The organism is Endothiovibrio diazotrophicus, from assembly GCF_054657215.1.
On record NZ_BAAHXB010000133.1, the window covers coordinates 1 to 15212 of the forward strand.

Genomic DNA, 15212 nt, shown 5'->3' on the forward strand with positions numbered 1-15212 from the left:
ACTGCCCTTTACCCACAAATCGGCCATCAGCGCCCCCCGGAAGTGCCAGGCCAAGGCTCGGTGCGCAGCCAGCGGCTCCGGGCTCCTGCCCTCCCGCCGCATATCGGCCGTCCTGGCCGTAATGGTGATCCCTTGGTAAGCGCCGCAACGCGGGCCTGGCACTTCCGGTGGGGCGCCCTGCGAAAGCGGGATGACGGCCCCACTTTTCCGGAAATTCCACGGGAATAGCGAGGTGGCGGCGAGGCCTGACGTAAAACAAAACCCCCTCGTCGAGAGGGGGTTTTGTCAGCGGGGCGGAGGAGCTTCAGCAGCCGGAGGGCTTGATCCCGCCGGCGACCATGGAGGCCTGCTTCGGACCGTTGGGGAAGAGGGTGTAGAACCCCTTGCTGTCGTAGCCGAAGCGCTTGCTCGCCTCCTTCTGGGCGATCCGCGAGGAGGGGGTGATGGCGTGTTCGACGATGAATTCCCGGAACATGTCGACGATCTTCCAGTGTTCCTCGGTCATGTCGATGCCCAGATCCTCGGCCCGCCAGGCGGCATACTCCTTGGACCACTGGGCCGGGTCCACCATGTAGCCGTCGTCATTCTTGAGTTCCGCGTAGTTCATGGCTCTTCTCCGAATACTTGAGTAAATCAGTGAGGCATAAGATAAGACAGAATTTGCGGAATGTCTAGTAAAAAAGTCGGGTATACAGGCGAACAGGGAAGAGGGAGGCGGAGAGGGGACGGCGTGCTATTTCGTGCGCCTGCGGGAGGCGGGGCCGGGGGGACGTGGGGGTGCGGTGTTGCCGTTCCGTTTGCGGGGCGTGGGGCGCCTGTTCCGTGGGCGCTGCGGATCGGACCGGTCGCCGGGTTGGCTCTCCGGCAGCTCCAGCTCGCGATAGTGGCCGGGGGTGAGGCCGTCGAGGGTCCACTCGCCGACCGCGTAGCGGATCAGGCGCAGAGTGGGGTGGCCCACCGCGGCGGTCATGCGGCGCACCTGGCGGTTGCGTCCTTCGCGGATGGTCAGCTCGATCCAGGCGGTGGGGATGGCGGCGCGGTGGCGGATCGGCGGGTCGCGGGGCCACAGCCCCTGCGGTTCCGGGATTTGTCGCGCCTCGGCCGGGGCGGTGGGGCCGTCCTTGAGTTCCACCCCGCTGCGCAGGCGGGCCAGGGCGGCCTCGTCGGGGATCCCCTCCACCTGGGCCCAGTAGGTCTTGGCCATCTTGTGACGGGGGTGGCTGATCCGCGCCTGGAGGGCGCCGTCGTCGGTGAGCAACAGCAGCCCTTCGCTGTCGCGGTCGAGACGCCCGGCGGGGTAGACGCCGGGGATCGGGAGGTAGTGCTTGAGGGTATGGCGGCCTTCGACGTCGGTGAACTGGGTGAGGACGTCGTAGGGCTTGTTGAATAGAACGAGCTTCGTCACGTTTTTTTGCTGGAGGAGTGGCTGGGGGCGTTTGGCGGGAGTGCGGGCGTTGGGATGGGTAGGTCTGTTTGGCGGAGACTCCTCCAGCAAAAAAACGTCATTGGAGATGAAGATATCGGACGAAACGCAGGGTGTGCCGAGGGACGTGGCGTACCCTACGGGGTCTTCAGGCAGGCCGCCGCGCGGAGCAGGCCGATGATGGTTTTGGCGTCGTCGATTTCACCGCTCATGGCTTGGGCTACCGCGTCGTCCAAGGGCCGCCAGTGGACCTCGATATGTTCGTGCTCCTCGTGGGCGGTGGGGACCGGGGTCAGGTCGCGGGCCAGGTAGAGATGGATCCTCTCGTCGCAGAAGCCCGGGGTGGAAAGCAGGGATCCGAGGGCATCCCACCGTCCGGCGCGTACGCCGGCCTCCTCCTCCAGTTCCCGTCGGGCGGTGACCTCGGGAGGCTCGCCCGGCTCCAGCTTGCCGGCGGGCAGCTCCCAGATCCAGCCGCCGCCGGCGTGGCGATACTGGCGGATCAGGCAGACCTCACCGACCTCGTTGAGGGCCACCACCGCGGCCCCGCCGGGGTGGCGGACCAGCTCCAGGGTGAAAGGGCGGGCGCCGGGCAGGCGTACCGGCTCGATGCCGAGGTCGACGAGGCGGCCGTGGTAGATCGGGGTGCGGGGCATGATCTGGAAAGTACCGGCGGTGTCCCGATGCGGGTCCTCACATGGTCGGACGACCGCGCTTCTTGCGCAGGTCGCGGAGCGTCTGCAACTGGGCCACTGCCTTGAGCAGCTCGGCGCGGGCGAGGTCGCGGTCGGTGTAGAGCACGGCGCTCTTCATGGTCTCCTCGGCGCGCCGTTTGGCCAGCTTGGCGGCCTCCTCGTCGATCTGGTCGCCGCGCAGGGCGACGTCGGCGAGGATGGTGACCACCTCGGGCTGCACCTCCAGCATGCCGCCGGAGACGTAGATGAAGTCCTCCTCGCCCCGTTCGTCGGTAAAGCGCACCTCGCCGGGGGCGAGGGTGGTGAGCAGGGGACTGTGGCGGGGGTGGATTCCCAGCTCGCCTAAGGAGCCGGGGACCGAGACGTTGCGCACCGTGCCGGAGAAGAGCTCCTGCTCGGCGCTGACGATGTGCAGGCGGGTGGTGGTGGATTGCTGGCTCATCTCACTGCACCTCCCCGCGCAGGTTGCCATGTACCCGCATCGCCTGGATGACCAGCTCGGCGACGGCGTCCCAGTCGTTGAGATGGTCGGTGTTGATCACCAGGTCGAAGTGGTAGCACTCGCCGAGGCGCCGCTTGAAGATGTCCCAGACGAACTTGGCGCGGTCGTGGTTGATCGTCTCGACCCGCTTCTCTGCCTCCTCGATCCCCATCCCGTATTTTTCGGCGACCCGCTCGGCGCAACGCAGTTGACTGCCGATCACCCGCAGGCGGAACACGTTGCGGTTGGCGAGCACCACATGGGCGCCGCGCCCCATGATCACGCCGCCGGTCTGGGTGAGGCCGAGCAGGACGTTGACCAGGTGGTGGCGGTAGTGCTCGGGGAAGACGTCCTGGCCGGTGAGCAGCGAGCGGATCCAGCCGTCCTTGAGGCGCCGCACGCGGTCGTCCAGCTGTTCCATCAACGCCTCGTCGACGTTGGCCTCGCGGGCGACGGCGTTGAGGATCTCCTTGTCGTAGATCTCGATGTCGAGCCGCTTCGCCAGCCGTTCGGCGATCTCGATGCCGCCGGCGCCGTGGTCGCGGGAGATGCAGACGACCGGGCCGGGGCCCTTGCGCTGCGGGTCGCCGTGGTCGGTGTGCAACTGGGCCTCGACCACGGATTGGATGAACAGATGGGGATTGACGGACATGGGGCCTCTTTCGCTCGTGGATCCGGGTTGACGTCACCGCGCTTCCGGCAGCTCCGGGGGGCTGAGGAAGTGCATCGGATCGATGTTCCATTTTTCGGGGGATTCGGTATCGACGACCTTTTCGTCCTCGTCGCCGAGGTCGATATCGTAGGGCGTCGCCCGGCCCCGCCCGGCGGTATCGACCACCACCCGGACCCGGGGATGGAGGGCGTCCCCATCGCGCTGCTCCACCACCACCGCGAGGCGTCCGCTCTCCAGCCGCACCAGGGTGCCGGTCGGATAGATGCCCACGCAGTGGATGAAATTATGAACCAGTTTCCGATTGAAATGGAATTGACTCCATTCGAACAGCTTGCGCAGCGCATCGGTGGGCTGCATCCCGCGGTGGTAGACGCGGTCGGAGGTGATCGCGTCGTAGACGTCGACGATCGCCGCCATCTGCCCGTAGAGGCTGATCTCCTCGCCCTTTAAACCGCGCGGGTAGCCGGTGCCGTCGAAACGTTCGTGGTGCTCGGCGGCGACCTGGCGGGAGACCTCCGCCAGTCCCGGACTGGCGGCGAGGATCTCCTCGCCGAGGGAGACGTGGCTCTTCATCCGCGCGAACTCCTCGTCGGTGAGCCGCGCCGGTTTGTTGAGCACCTCGTTCTCGATGCGCATCTTGCCGACGTCGTGGAGCAGGGCGCCCACCGCGATGTCGTGGATCACATCGCGTCCCATACGCAGGGACTTGGCGAACGAGATCATCAGCACGCAGACGCTTACCGAGTGGAGGAAGGTGTATTCATCGGCCTGTTTGACCCGCAACAGGCTGACCAGCGCCTCCTGGTTGCGGAACACCGAGTCGGCCATCGCCTCCACCATGTGGTCGGCCTGCTCCAGCTCGATCTGACGGCCGAGGCGGGCGTCCTCCAGCAGGCTGTGGGTGATGTCGAGGGCCTGCTCCTTGACCCGGTGGGCGGCGGCCAGCTCCTCGTCGTAGCCGACGGCGGTCAGCGGCTGGGCGGGTTGTTGTTCCCGGGCGATCGCCTGCAGGCTGGCGTCGATCTCCTCGCGCACCTGCTCGCGGGGCACTCCCTCGGCCACATCGAGGCCATGGGCGGTATCGATGTAGAGCTCGCGAATGCCGTGGCGGCGGATCTTGTCGATCACCTCGCGCCGGTCGACCTTGAAGTGATTGACCAGGAAGGGGTGGTCCAGCCAGCCGCAGTTGAGGTCGCTGACATACATCCCCAGGCGCAGCTGGTCGGTGCGGATTTTTTTTATCATTGGTTCCAACTCGGTGGTCGCGCGGGACGTCCCTTCCCGATCCGGATCCTCCTCCAAGTGTAACCAAAAATGCATGGTTTTTTTTGCCGCGACGGCAGTGGCGGGCCGTTCGGGCCGGCGCCGCGGGCGCTTCTGGAAACGGTCCGCTTGGGGTATCCTTATGCCCCTTTTTTCCCCGCCCCGGCCCGCCGCCGGTGCGCCCACCCATTTACTCCGGGGGATGCCGATGTTCAGTAAAGAGATGCAGATTGCCGGTTACGATGACGAGCTGTTCAACGCCATGGAGGCGGAGGCGCGTCGTCAGGAGGAGCACATCGAGCTGATCGCCTCGGAGAACTACACCAGTCCCCGGGTGATGGCGGCGCAGGGCTCGGTGCTGACCAACAAGTACGCCGAGGGCTATCCCGGCAAGCGCTACTACGGTGGCTGCGAGTACGTCGACGTCGCCGAACAGTTGGCCATCGACCGGGTCAAGCAGCTGTTCGGCGCCGACTACGCCAACGTCCAGCCCCACTCCGGCTCCCAGGCCAACGCCGCGGTCTACATGGCGCTGTGCCAGCCCGGGGACACCGTTCTCGGCATGGCCCTGGCCCACGGCGGCCACCTCACCCACGGCGCCAAGCCCAACTTCTCCGGCAAGATCTACAACGCCCTGCAGTACGGCCTCAACGCCGCCACCGGCGAGATCGACTACGACGAGGTGGCGGCGCTGGCCCGCGAGCACAAGCCGAAGATGATCGTCGCCGGCTTCTCCGCCTATTCGCGGGTGGTGGACTGGCAGCGTTTCCGCGACATCGCCGACGAGGTGGGTGCCTACCTGATGGTGGACATGGCCCACGTCGCCGGTCTGATCGCCGCCGGGGTCTACCCCAGCCCGGTGGCCATCGCGGACGTCACCACCACCACCACCCACAAGACCCTGCGCGGCCCCCGCGGTGGTCTGATCCTCGCCAAGTCCAATCCCGAGATCGAGAAGAAGCTCAACTCGCTGGTCTTCCCCGGCACCCAAGGTGGCCCGTTGATGCACGTCATCGCCGCCAAGGCGGTGGCCTTCAAGGAGGCGCTGGAGCCGGAGTTCAAGGAGTACCAGGCGCAGGTGGTGAAGAACGCCCGTGCCATGGCCAAGGTGTTTCTCGACCGTGGCTACGAGGTGGTCTCCGGCGGGACCGACAACCACCTTTTCCTGGTCAGCTTCATCAAGGCGGGGCTCACCGGCAAGGAGGTGGACGCTTGGCTGGGGGCGGCCAACATCACCGTCAACATGAATGCGGTGCCCAACGACCCGCAGTCCCCCTTCGTCACCTCCGGTATTCGCGTCGGTACCCCGGCCACCACCACTCGCGGCTTCGGCGAGGCCGAGTGCACCGACCTGGCCGGCTGGATGTGCGACGTCATCGACGCGCGCGGCGATGTCGCCACCGTCGAGGCGGTGAAGGCGAAGGTGCTGGAGGTCTGTGCCCGGTTCCCGGTGTACAAATAGGGAATGCTTAATGTTGAATGTTCAGTGTTGAATGGAAGAGGCGCGCGGAGCGCGTATCCATTAAGCATTCAACATTCATAATTCAACATTGTGAGCGAAGCGAGCTATGCGTTGTCCCTTCTGCAGTGCCACCGACACCAAGGTGATCGATTCGCGCCTGGCCAACGAGGGCCATCAGGTGCGCCGCCGCCGCGAATGCCTGGACTGCGGCGAGCGCTTCACCACCTACGAGTCGGTGGAACTGGTGATGCCGCGGATCGTCAAGACCGGCGGTGAGCGGGTCCCCTTCAGCGAGGAGAAGCTGCGCGGTGGGATGCTGCGGGCGCTGGAGAAGCGGCCGGTGGAGACCGAGCAGGTGGAGGCGGCGATCAACCGGATCAAGCACCGCCTGCGCGCCGGCGGCGAACGGGAGGTCCCCTCGCGGCGTATCGGCGACTGGGTGATGGCCGAGTTGCGCGAGATGGACGAGGTGGCCTTCGTCCGCTTCGCCTCGGTCTATCGCAGCTTCCAGGACGTCAACGAGTTCCGCGAGGAGATCGAGCGGCTGGAGAGCCAGCCCTCGCCGGAGCTGAAAAAGCAGCAGATCCCGCTGCTTCCGGTCGAGGACGAATAAAGAATTTGTCCGCAAATGAACGCGAATGAACGCAAATAAAGCAGTGTGTATGCGCTTCGCGCGTACACACTAGACCTTTCTTCATTTGCGTTCATTCGCGTTCATTTGCGGACCCTCTTCTTGATTTGCGGATTCCCAATCTTGTTCACCGCCGATGATCACCGGTACATGGCCCGGGCGCTGGAGTTGGCGCGGCGGGGGCTCTATACCACCGAGCCCAACCCGCGGGTCGGCTGCGTGCTGGTGCGTGGTGGTGTCGTGGTGGGGGAGGGGTGGCACCAGTTCGCCGGCGGACCCCACGCCGAGGTCAACGCCTTGCGGATGGCGGGTCCGCGGGCCGCGGGGGCGACCGCCTACGTCACCCTGGAGCCGTGCAGTCACTTCGGCAAGACCCCGCCCTGCGCCGACGCGCTGGTCGAGGCGCAAGTCGGGCAGGTGGTGGCGGCGATGGTCGATCCCAATCCGCTGGTCTCCGGTCGCGGCCTGGAGCGCTTGGCGGCCGCAGGGATCGGGACCGTGAGCGGTCTGCTGGAAGCCGAGGCGACGGCGATCAACCCCGGTTTCACCCGTCGGATGCGTACCGGGTTGCCCTTCGTCCGGCTGAAGATGGCCGCCAGCCTCGACGGGCGCACCGCCATGGCCAGCGGGGAGAGCCGGTGGATCACCGGTCCCGAGGCGCGCCGCGACGTCCACCTGCTGCGGGCGCGCAGTTCGGCGATGCTCACCGGCATCGGCACGGTGCTGCATGACGATCCCTCGCTCAACGTGCGGCTGGACGACGACACCCGCGAGGCGCTGCTCGGTGGTGGTGAGCCGATCCAGCCCCTGCGGGTGGTGCTCGATTCCCGGTTGGCCATGCCTCCCGAGGCGAAGATGCTGGGGCTGGAGGGCCGCACTTTGATCCTCACCGCCACCGACGACGCGGTGCGACGCGACGCGTTGCAGCAGGTGGGAGCGGAGGTGGTCACCGTGCCGACGGCCGGGGAGGGGCTCGATCTCCGGGCGGTGATGGGGACACTCGGCGAGCGGGGCGTCAACGAGGTGATGGTGGAGGCGGGGGCGACCCTCGGTGGCGCGCTGCTTCAGGCCGGCCTGGTGGACGAACTGGTCCTCTATCTGGCGCCCCATCTGATGGGCGACGCCGCCCGCGGTCTGTTCCGCCTGCCGGGGCTGGAGCGGATGGCCGAGCGCATCGAGCTGACGATCACCGACGTCCGTGCCGTCGGCCGCGACTGGCGCATCATCGCGAAAATCGACTCAACCGCGAATGAGAGCGGGTAAAGATCGCCTTTAACCGCAGATTTCGCAGATTCAGGAGGATAGGAAATCTGCGTTCATCTGCGATTGAATATTCTGGATTCGTAGGGTGTGCCGAGGCACGAGGTGCACCGCTTTCCGACCGGTGCGCCTCCTGTCGTCGGCACCCCCTACCCGGTTTCCAACAATTTGCGTTCATTCGCGTTCATTTGCGGATAACTCTTCTTCTTGAGAAGGTCCTACCCATGTTCACCGGAATCATCGAAGCGGTCGGCAAGGTGGTCGCCACCCAGCCCAAGGGGGGCGATCTGCGGGTGCGCATCCACACCGCCGGCATGGATCTCGCCGACGTCAAACTGGGCGACTCCATCGCCGTCAACGGTGTCTGCCTGACCGCGGTCGAGCTGCCCGGCGACGGCTTCTGGGCCGATGTCTCCGGCGAGACCCTGGCGCGCACCAAGTTCTCCGAGCTGAAGCCCGGTTGGCCCTGCAACCTGGAGAAGGCGCTCACCCCCACCACCCGTCTTGGAGGCCATCTGGTCTCCGGTCATGTGGACGGGGTCGGCACCGTGGTCTCCCGCTGGGACGACGGCCGCTCGGTGCGGTTCACCATCAAGGCCCCCGATGAGATCGCCAAATACATCGCGGAGAAGGGCTCGATCTGCGTCGACGGCATCAGCCTTACCGTCAACCGGGTCAACGGCGCCGAGTTCGAGCTCAACATCGTCCCCCACACCCTGGCCGAGACCACCCTGGTGACCTTCCAGTCCGGAACCCGGGTCAATCTGGAGGTGGACGTCATCGCCCGCTATCTGGAGCGGATGCTCCTCGGGGAGCGGGCCGCCGACCCCGAGGCGGCGGGTGGCATCACCGAATCCTTCCTCGCCGAACACGGCTTTATGCGCTGAGCGGTTTTTTCCGCCCCCCCAAACCGGGTACAATCTCCGCCCTTTTCGCGACTACCCTGGCCAGCCCATGCCCCTGAACACCGTAGAAGAGATCATCGAGGACATCCGCGCCGGCAAGATGGTCATCCTGATGGACGACGAGGACCGCGAAAACGAGGGGGACCTGATCATGGCCTCCTCGCTGGTCCGTCCCGAGGACATCAACTTCATGGCCAAGTACGGCCGCGGCCTGATCTGCATGACGCTGACCCGGGAGCGCTGCAGGCAGCTCAACCTGCCGCTGATGGTCTCCGACACCAACGACAAGCACGGCACCAACTTCACCCTCTCCATCGAGGCGGCCGAAGGGGTCACTACCGGCATCTCCGCCTACGATCGGGCGATGACCGTGCGCGCGGCCATCGCCCCCAACGCCCAGCCCCGGGACATCGTCCAGCCCGGCCACATCTTCCCGCTGATGGCCCAGCCCGGCGGCGTGCTGACCCGCGCCGGCCACACCGAGGCGGGCTGCGACCTGGCGCGGATGGCGGGGCTGGAGCCCTCCTCGGTGATCGTCGAGATCCTCAACGAGGACGGCACCATGGCGCGGCGCCCCGACCTGGAGCTGTTCGCCGCCGAGCACGGCCTGAAGATCGGCACCGTCGCCGACCTGATCCACTACCGGATCGAGAACGAAAAGACCGTGGAGCGGGTCGCGGAGTGCATCCTGCCCACCGACTTCGGCGAGTTCCGCCTCTACGCGTATCAGGACGTCATCGGCCGCCAGGTCCATCTCGCCCTGGTCAAGGGAGAGCTCGGCGGCGATCAGGCGCCGCTGGTGCGGGTGCATATGAACGACACCCTCTGCGACCTCTTCGACGGCCGGCGCGACGACTGCCACGTCCACCTGCGCGAGGTGATGGGGCGGATCGGCGAGGAGGGCGGCGTGGTGGTCCTGCTGCGCAAGGAGGAGGATCCCAAGGAACTGGTGCGGCGCATCCGCGGCTACCAGATGGAGGACCAGGCCGGTGCTCCCCAGCCCCACGCGGCCCAGGGGGCGGAACTGCGCACCTACGGCATCGGCGCCCAGATCCTGATGGATCTCGGCGTCCACAAGATGCGCGTGCTCGGTACGCCGAAGAAGGTTCACGGCCTCTCCGGCTTCGACCTGGAAGTGGTCGACTACGTGTAGAAGATTTCGACGCAAAGGCGCCAAGGCGCGAAGGGCGCGAAGCGGTATTCTCTTCCTCCCTTAGCGGCCTTCGCGCCTTTGCGCCTTCGCTTTAAATTCTGGATTTTCGGGATTGAGAATATGCACAACGTCAAAAGCATCGAAGGGGACTTCTCCGCCCAGGGGGCCCGTTTCGCCATCATCGTCTCCCGCTTCAACAGCTTCGTGGTGGAGAGCCTGGTCGATGGTGCCATCGACACCCTCAAGCGCCACGGCATCGCCGAGGGGGACCTCACCGTGATGCGTTGCCCCGGCGCCTTCGAGCTGCCGCTGCTCGCCCAGAAGGTGGCGGCGAGCAAGCGCTACGACTGCATCATCGCCCTCGGTGCGGTGATCCGTGGTGGCACCCCCCACTTCGACTATGTGGCCGGCGAGGCGACCAAGGGGCTGGCCCAGGTCTCCCTCCAGTTCGGCATCCCGCTCTCCAACGGCGTGCTCACCACCGACACCATCGAGCAGGCGATCGAGCGTTCCGGCACCAAGGCCGGCAACAAGGGGAGCGAGGCGGCCCTCGGCGCCCTGGAGATGGTCAGCCTGCTGCGGCGGCTGGAGGATTGATGGGCGGCGCCTCCGGTAATTCCCCGGGGGGCGCGGGGAAGGGCGTCCGCCGCCCCTCCCACGCCCGCCACAAGGCGCGCCGCTATGCCGTCCAGGCCCTCTACCAGTGGGAGATCGCCGGCGATACCCGCGCCGAGGTGGAACGCCAGTTCCTCGACCAGCAACCCTTCAAGGAGGACGAGGTCGACTACTTCCGCGAGTTGCTGAGCGGCGTGGTGGAGGGGCGCGAGGCCCTCGACGAGGCCCTCACCCCCTGTCTCAACAACCGCCAGGTGGAGGAGGTGGACCCGGTGGAGCGCGCCGTGCTGCGCCTCGCCACGTTCGAACTCGCCCACCACCCGGAGATCCCCTATCAGGTGGTGATCAACGAGGCGGTGGACCTCACCAAGACCTTCGGTTCCCCCGAGGGGCGCAAATTCGTCAACGCCGTCCTCGATCACGCCGCCCGGCAACTTCGTCCCGTCGAGGTCAAGGCCGCCGGACGTTGATCCCGGGGGGGGCAACCGGATATTTAACCGCAGATGTACGCAGATTGGGCCGAGAACTCAACTGCGAAAATCTGTGTTGATCTGCGGTCCATTTTCTTTTCGGGATTGTTCCTGGCGCTACCAAGCCATCCCGACGTCAGGTGACGTCTTGTCCCCCTGCGGACCCCCTCCCTCCCGTTCTTCCCGCCCCGGCACTCTCCCGATGCTCGCCCGCCACTGATCGGAATTTTTGCGCCACCAGCGCAAAAATTCCGTTGGTGTTGAGAAACCTATGCTAATTTGATAAAAAATCGCTTTAACAATGCCTGCTATCGGAAGCCGATGGTCGCCGCGCCGCGGTGGCCTCTCTCGCCAGAGGAGCGAAACTTCATGAAATGGCCGCTCGCCCGCACGTCGCTATTGCTCATCGCCGCACTGCCTGCGCTCTCCTGCCACGCCGCCGGCTGGTGGGTGGCTCCGACGGTTGATCCGGCGGTCACCCAGCAGAATGAACAGGACGCCGCCGACCTGATGGCCTGCCAGACCACGCTGGCCGCCGGCAGCTACGGCGAGACCGAACCCAACGACACCATGGAGGCGGCCGATCCGCTGACCAGCGGCGTCTCGATCACCGGACAGAACTACGCCAGTACCGACGAGGACTGGTTCTACCTGCGCACCACCACCTACAACGAGCAGGTGACGGTGAATTTCCTGGTCACCCAGCTGCGCACCGACCAGGCGGCTTCCTGGGTGGTCACCCTGAAGGATGCCGCCGGCAACGTATTGGCGCAGAAGACTGCGGCGTTGAGCGCCACCCGTTGCAGTGACGGTTTCCAGCAGATCATCGGTGATCCCGGCTACTACTTCATCTCGGTGGCCCCCGTCGCCACCACCACCTACAACGACGTCCAGTACGGCCTGACCATGACCCAGCAGGAGACGGCACAACCGGTCGCCTCGCCGCCGCCCAACGCGGTGGTCTTCCGCCGCGAGACCCGGCGGGTGCGGTTGCCGGAGGTGGCGGTGGAAGAGGCGGACGGGAGTTACACCCTTTACGATGCCACGCTGGAGAACGTGCCTGGCACGACCACCTTCAATCTGATTGAGGCGACACCGGTCACCCAGTGAGCGGCATTTCTCTCGGCGGCTGGGCCGCCAAGGCTAGAAATGGCATCTGGTGTTTTGGATAAACGGCTTGAACCACCTCGGTACATCGCGAGGGGATGGGGGCGAACATGAACGGGCAGTTGAGGAAGTGGGGTGTGGGAAGCTGGAATCGCTGTTGTGGAGTGGCCCTTTCCCTAGTGGCTGCAGTCTCCTTGTCGGCCGTTCCGCTCTCCGCCGCCCATGCGGCCATTCAAGGCAGCCCGATCAGCGTCTCGGTGGATGCCAGCTCCGCACTATTGTCGGATGACCAGCAAAATCCGTTTGTTCTCCAGATCTCGGACAAGGGACTCTGGTTCGTGATTTGGGAGGACTGGCGCAATTGGCGTACTACGGGTGCGGATATCTATGGCCGCTTCATCAAGTCCGATGGGACTTTCTGTGGTGATGAAGTTGCCGTCAGTACCGATATCGGCCATCAGACCGTTCCTAAGATGGCGTACAGAGACGTGTTCGGCGACACGGGCGACAAGGTTGCAGTGATATGGCAGGACAGCCGCGCTTCTTCCGGCGCGAACAATATCCGTTTCAAAGAGATCACGATTGGGCCGTCTGTGGATTGTTCCGCGTTGTCTAGCAGTATCGGCGTGGAGACAACGGATCACCAGATTTCATATACCGGCACCCAATACTGGGAGGGCGAATGGATTGACTTGAATCCTACGGTAGACGGCAACGACGATGATTCGATTACCGATAACGACCGTGATCTGTGGACAACACACATGTCACCCTTAAACGATACGCTCCGCTCCAGGAAAAAACCGGTAATCAGCTACGATCAGGTAAACGACCAATTCTGGATGAGCTGGATCGAGAGTCGCAGTCAATTGAACTCCGTTTCGGAAAGATGTTTCGGCTTCTCCCCGCAAATGTGGTCGTTTGGCGATGAGGATTCCGTCGGGTATGTGGTAGTCGATGCTGATACGCTGGTCGAGCAGGCGAATAGTATCGGCGTGAATGGTGCGGATATCATAAGGAATGACCTCACGAGAACCGTCAGACACTTGTCAAATGGAGGGGAGGGCGCGCTGGGAGAGACCTACCATTACGAATTCTTCTCCGACATCAACAATGTTACGATAGCCAATGGCATATCAGCGCCGGAAACGTACTTTGTGTGGGAAGGGGCTGCGATGGACGTGACGTTGACCTGCACATGTGACGATATCAATCAAAATCAGGTTTGCGACATGGGCGATCCCGATAACGGTATCCCATCCGATGAAATCACTTCGAACCTCACTACTGAAAGTTTGAATGATGGCAATATTCATATCGGGGGAATCAGCTCCAATCTGATCCACTTGGCCAGCGCGCACGCCGATTGGATCGACAATGGTGGTTCGGGGGCGTCGGGGTTCTTTCCCGCGATCGCGTTGGATCCGGTTCAAAGGAAATTTTTGGTTGCGTGGGAAGATACGAGGGATGGAGCCAACATAAAAACCTACGGGCAGTTAATGCAGTTGGGGGGAGGACACTACAACCAGAACTTTATAGTCAGCTATTCGGACAGCGATGCAGACGGTGCGCAAGATCCCAATGTGGCAGGGAACCGTCAAACTCGTCCGGCAATTGCCTATGACACGAGCCATCAACGCTTTTTCGTTACATGGCAAGACGGCCGCAATACTCGTACCTCCCTTCAGAATCTCGATATCTATGGCCAGTTCATCGATTCCGAGGGCAGCCTGCGTGGCGAAAACATGCCGATCAGTCTGGCTACCGGCAACCAGTACGATCCGGTCACCGCGTATAACCGGGACAACCACCAGTTCCTGACCGTGTGGAAGGACAGCAGTAACGCCAATACCGATGAAGGTCAGGATACCTTCAGCGACATCGTCGGACAGCGTTTCTCCCTGGGACAGCCGCAGCTCAATCTGGTCAATACCGACAACACCACTCTGGTGCCCCCTTTGTTCGACTTCGGTGTCTTGACCGTCGGTCAGACATCGAGTCAGACCATGAAGCTGGTCAATAGCGGCGACACCTATGTGGAGGTGGATTGCGTCGAGCCCTATCAGGATGGCAGGGTCAGCGATAACCAGGAAGTACTGCCATTCAAGTACGCATTTCCCATTCCCACCGAATTGCGGACGTGCAACGACGGTTTGAGCCTCCGGTTGGTGCCTTCCAGCGAGTATCTACTCAGCGTGCAGTTCGAACCCACCGCTCCCGGAACCTATATTAGCAACTTCACCGTCAGTTCCGACGCAGGTTCGCCGACGGTCTTCCTCCAGGGCATCGCCAACTCCGTCGATACGGTGGAGACCACCGCTTCCATCACCACCGTACCCGGTCCCGATAGCGGGGTGGATTGTGGGACCATAGGAACGACGGAGAGCCGCTCGGTCAATCTACAGGTCAAGAACACCGGCAACACGGACGTCACCGTGACCGCCCTGGACCTCCCCACCAGCGGGACTCCCTTCTCGATCACCGGGATCGGGCCTGGAACCACCATCGCGGCCGACTCCGTCCTCTATGCGGTGGTCCAGTGCGACGGCGCCGCGGTGGATGCCGCCGACGACTATAGCGCGACACTACGGATCCTGTTCGATTCCGCGGTGGCGGAGGTGGCGTTGCCCCTCAAGGCAACGGTGAGTAGTGAAGCGGTGGTGACCGGCGAGACGACCACGCCCAGCACCACCACCGGCAATACCACTACGTGGCAGGTGTACGACACCTGGGATGGGGCGGAGGTCTCCCAAGCCGATCCGCTGCTGATCGGCGTGGCCGCGAACGGATCGGTGATCGGCACCTGGGGGAACTACCAGTTCCCGATCAGCTATACCGCCGGGGTCGGATGGACCTGGAGCTTCACCAACGGCACCTACACTTGGTACTACACCATCACTTCGGTCAACGGCAATTCCGCCTCCGGCTATTGGACCTACCGCGACGGCTCCACGCTCTCGCAGAGCTTCCCGACGCGGGCGGTTCGCATCCAATAGGTCCGTTGGTAGGAAAAGGCAACGGGGGGCGAATGCCCCCCGTTGCGTTTCTGCTGGCGGAAAGTGGCGAACCGCGTC

Annotated in this window: 14 protein-coding genes and 1 pseudogene; 9 read left to right on the plus strand and 6 right to left on the minus strand. The window is 64.1% G+C overall.

Annotated elements, in window-relative coordinates:
• Nucleotides 1-304 precede the first annotated feature (304 nt).
• The 6 genes and pseudogenes from ACYQ2W_RS22505 to ACYQ2W_RS22530 form a co-directional block, all read right to left on the minus strand.
• On the minus strand, nt 305-607 hold the full coding sequence (locus ACYQ2W_RS22505) for a TusE/DsrC/DsvC family sulfur relay protein (RefSeq protein ID WP_459872534.1): 303 nt from the start codon (nt 605-607) through the stop codon (nt 305-307).
• 258 nt (nt 608-865) lie between these two features.
• A pseudogene (locus ACYQ2W_RS22510) lies at nt 866-1405 on the minus strand (rRNA large subunit pseudouridine synthase E); the annotation flags it as partial.
• Between the two features lie 155 nt (nt 1406-1560).
• On the minus strand, nt 1561-2079 hold the full coding sequence (locus ACYQ2W_RS22515; RefSeq protein ID WP_459872537.1) for an NUDIX domain-containing protein: 519 nt from the start codon (nt 2077-2079) through the stop codon (nt 1561-1563).
• Between the two features lie 37 nt (nt 2080-2116).
• Entirely contained in the window at nt 2117-2560 is a 444-nt protein-coding gene (locus ACYQ2W_RS22520) for a F0F1 ATP synthase subunit epsilon (protein WP_459872540.1), read from the minus strand.
• Nucleotide 2561: 1 nt separating this feature from the next.
• Nucleotides 2562-3251 carry a cytidylate kinase-like family protein gene (locus ACYQ2W_RS22525; protein WP_459872543.1) on the minus strand — a complete coding sequence of 230 codons (690 nt, stop codon included), beginning with the start codon at nt 3249-3251 and terminating at the stop codon, nt 2562-2564.
• A gap of 33 nt (nt 3252-3284) precedes the next feature.
• On the minus strand, nt 3285-4517 hold the full coding sequence (locus tag ACYQ2W_RS22530) for an HD-GYP domain-containing protein (protein ID WP_459872546.1): 1233 nt from the start codon (nt 4515-4517) through the stop codon (nt 3285-3287).
• 226 nt (nt 4518-4743) lie between these two features.
• Here ACYQ2W_RS22530 and glyA point away from each other — a divergent pair, with 226 nt between their 5' ends.
• From glyA to ACYQ2W_RS22575, 9 genes are all read left to right on the plus strand, one after another.
• Nucleotides 4744-5997, plus strand: a complete 1254-nt coding sequence (gene glyA / locus ACYQ2W_RS22535; RefSeq protein WP_459872549.1) for a serine hydroxymethyltransferase — start codon at nt 4744-4746, stop codon at nt 5995-5997.
• Nucleotides 5998-6103: 106 nt separating this feature from the next.
• Entirely contained in the window at nt 6104-6610 is a 507-nt protein-coding gene (gene nrdR / locus ACYQ2W_RS22540) for a transcriptional regulator NrdR (protein ID WP_459872551.1), read from the plus strand.
• Nucleotides 6611-6751: 141 nt separating this feature from the next.
• The gene (gene ribD, locus ACYQ2W_RS22545; RefSeq protein ID WP_459872554.1) at nt 6752-7891 is read left to right on the plus strand and encodes a bifunctional diaminohydroxyphosphoribosylaminopyrimidine deaminase/5-amino-6-(5-phosphoribosylamino)uracil reductase RibD; all 1140 of its coding nucleotides are present in this window, start codon (nt 6752-6754) and stop codon (nt 7889-7891) included.
• Nucleotides 7892-8112: 221 nt separating this feature from the next.
• Nucleotides 8113-8775 carry a riboflavin synthase gene (locus tag ACYQ2W_RS22550; protein WP_459872557.1) on the plus strand — a complete coding sequence of 221 codons (663 nt, stop codon included), beginning with the start codon at nt 8113-8115 and terminating at the stop codon, nt 8773-8775.
• A gap of 67 nt (nt 8776-8842) precedes the next feature.
• Nucleotides 8843-9946, plus strand: a complete 1104-nt coding sequence (ribBA, locus tag ACYQ2W_RS22555) for a bifunctional 3,4-dihydroxy-2-butanone-4-phosphate synthase/GTP cyclohydrolase II (protein ID WP_459872559.1) — start codon at nt 8843-8845, stop codon at nt 9944-9946.
• Nucleotides 9947-10066: 120 nt separating this feature from the next.
• Nucleotides 10067-10543, plus strand: a complete 477-nt coding sequence (gene ribH / locus ACYQ2W_RS22560; RefSeq protein WP_459872561.1) for a 6,7-dimethyl-8-ribityllumazine synthase — start codon at nt 10067-10069, stop codon at nt 10541-10543.
• Nucleotides 10543-11031 carry a transcription antitermination factor NusB gene (gene nusB / locus ACYQ2W_RS22565; protein WP_459872564.1) on the plus strand — a complete coding sequence of 163 codons (489 nt, stop codon included), beginning with the start codon at nt 10543-10545 and terminating at the stop codon, nt 11029-11031. Before ribH ends, nusB begins: the two co-directional genes overlap by 1 nt.
• Before the next feature lie 369 nt (nt 11032-11400).
• On the plus strand, nt 11401-12141 hold the full coding sequence (locus ACYQ2W_RS22570; protein ID WP_459872567.1) for a hypothetical protein: 741 nt from the start codon (nt 11401-11403) through the stop codon (nt 12139-12141).
• A 107-nt stretch (nt 12142-12248) separates the two neighbouring features.
• Nucleotides 12249-15134, plus strand: coding sequence for a hypothetical protein (locus ACYQ2W_RS22575; protein WP_459872569.1), 2886 nt, complete (start codon nt 12249-12251; stop codon nt 15132-15134).
• The last annotated feature ends 78 nt before the right edge of the window (nt 15135-15212 follow it).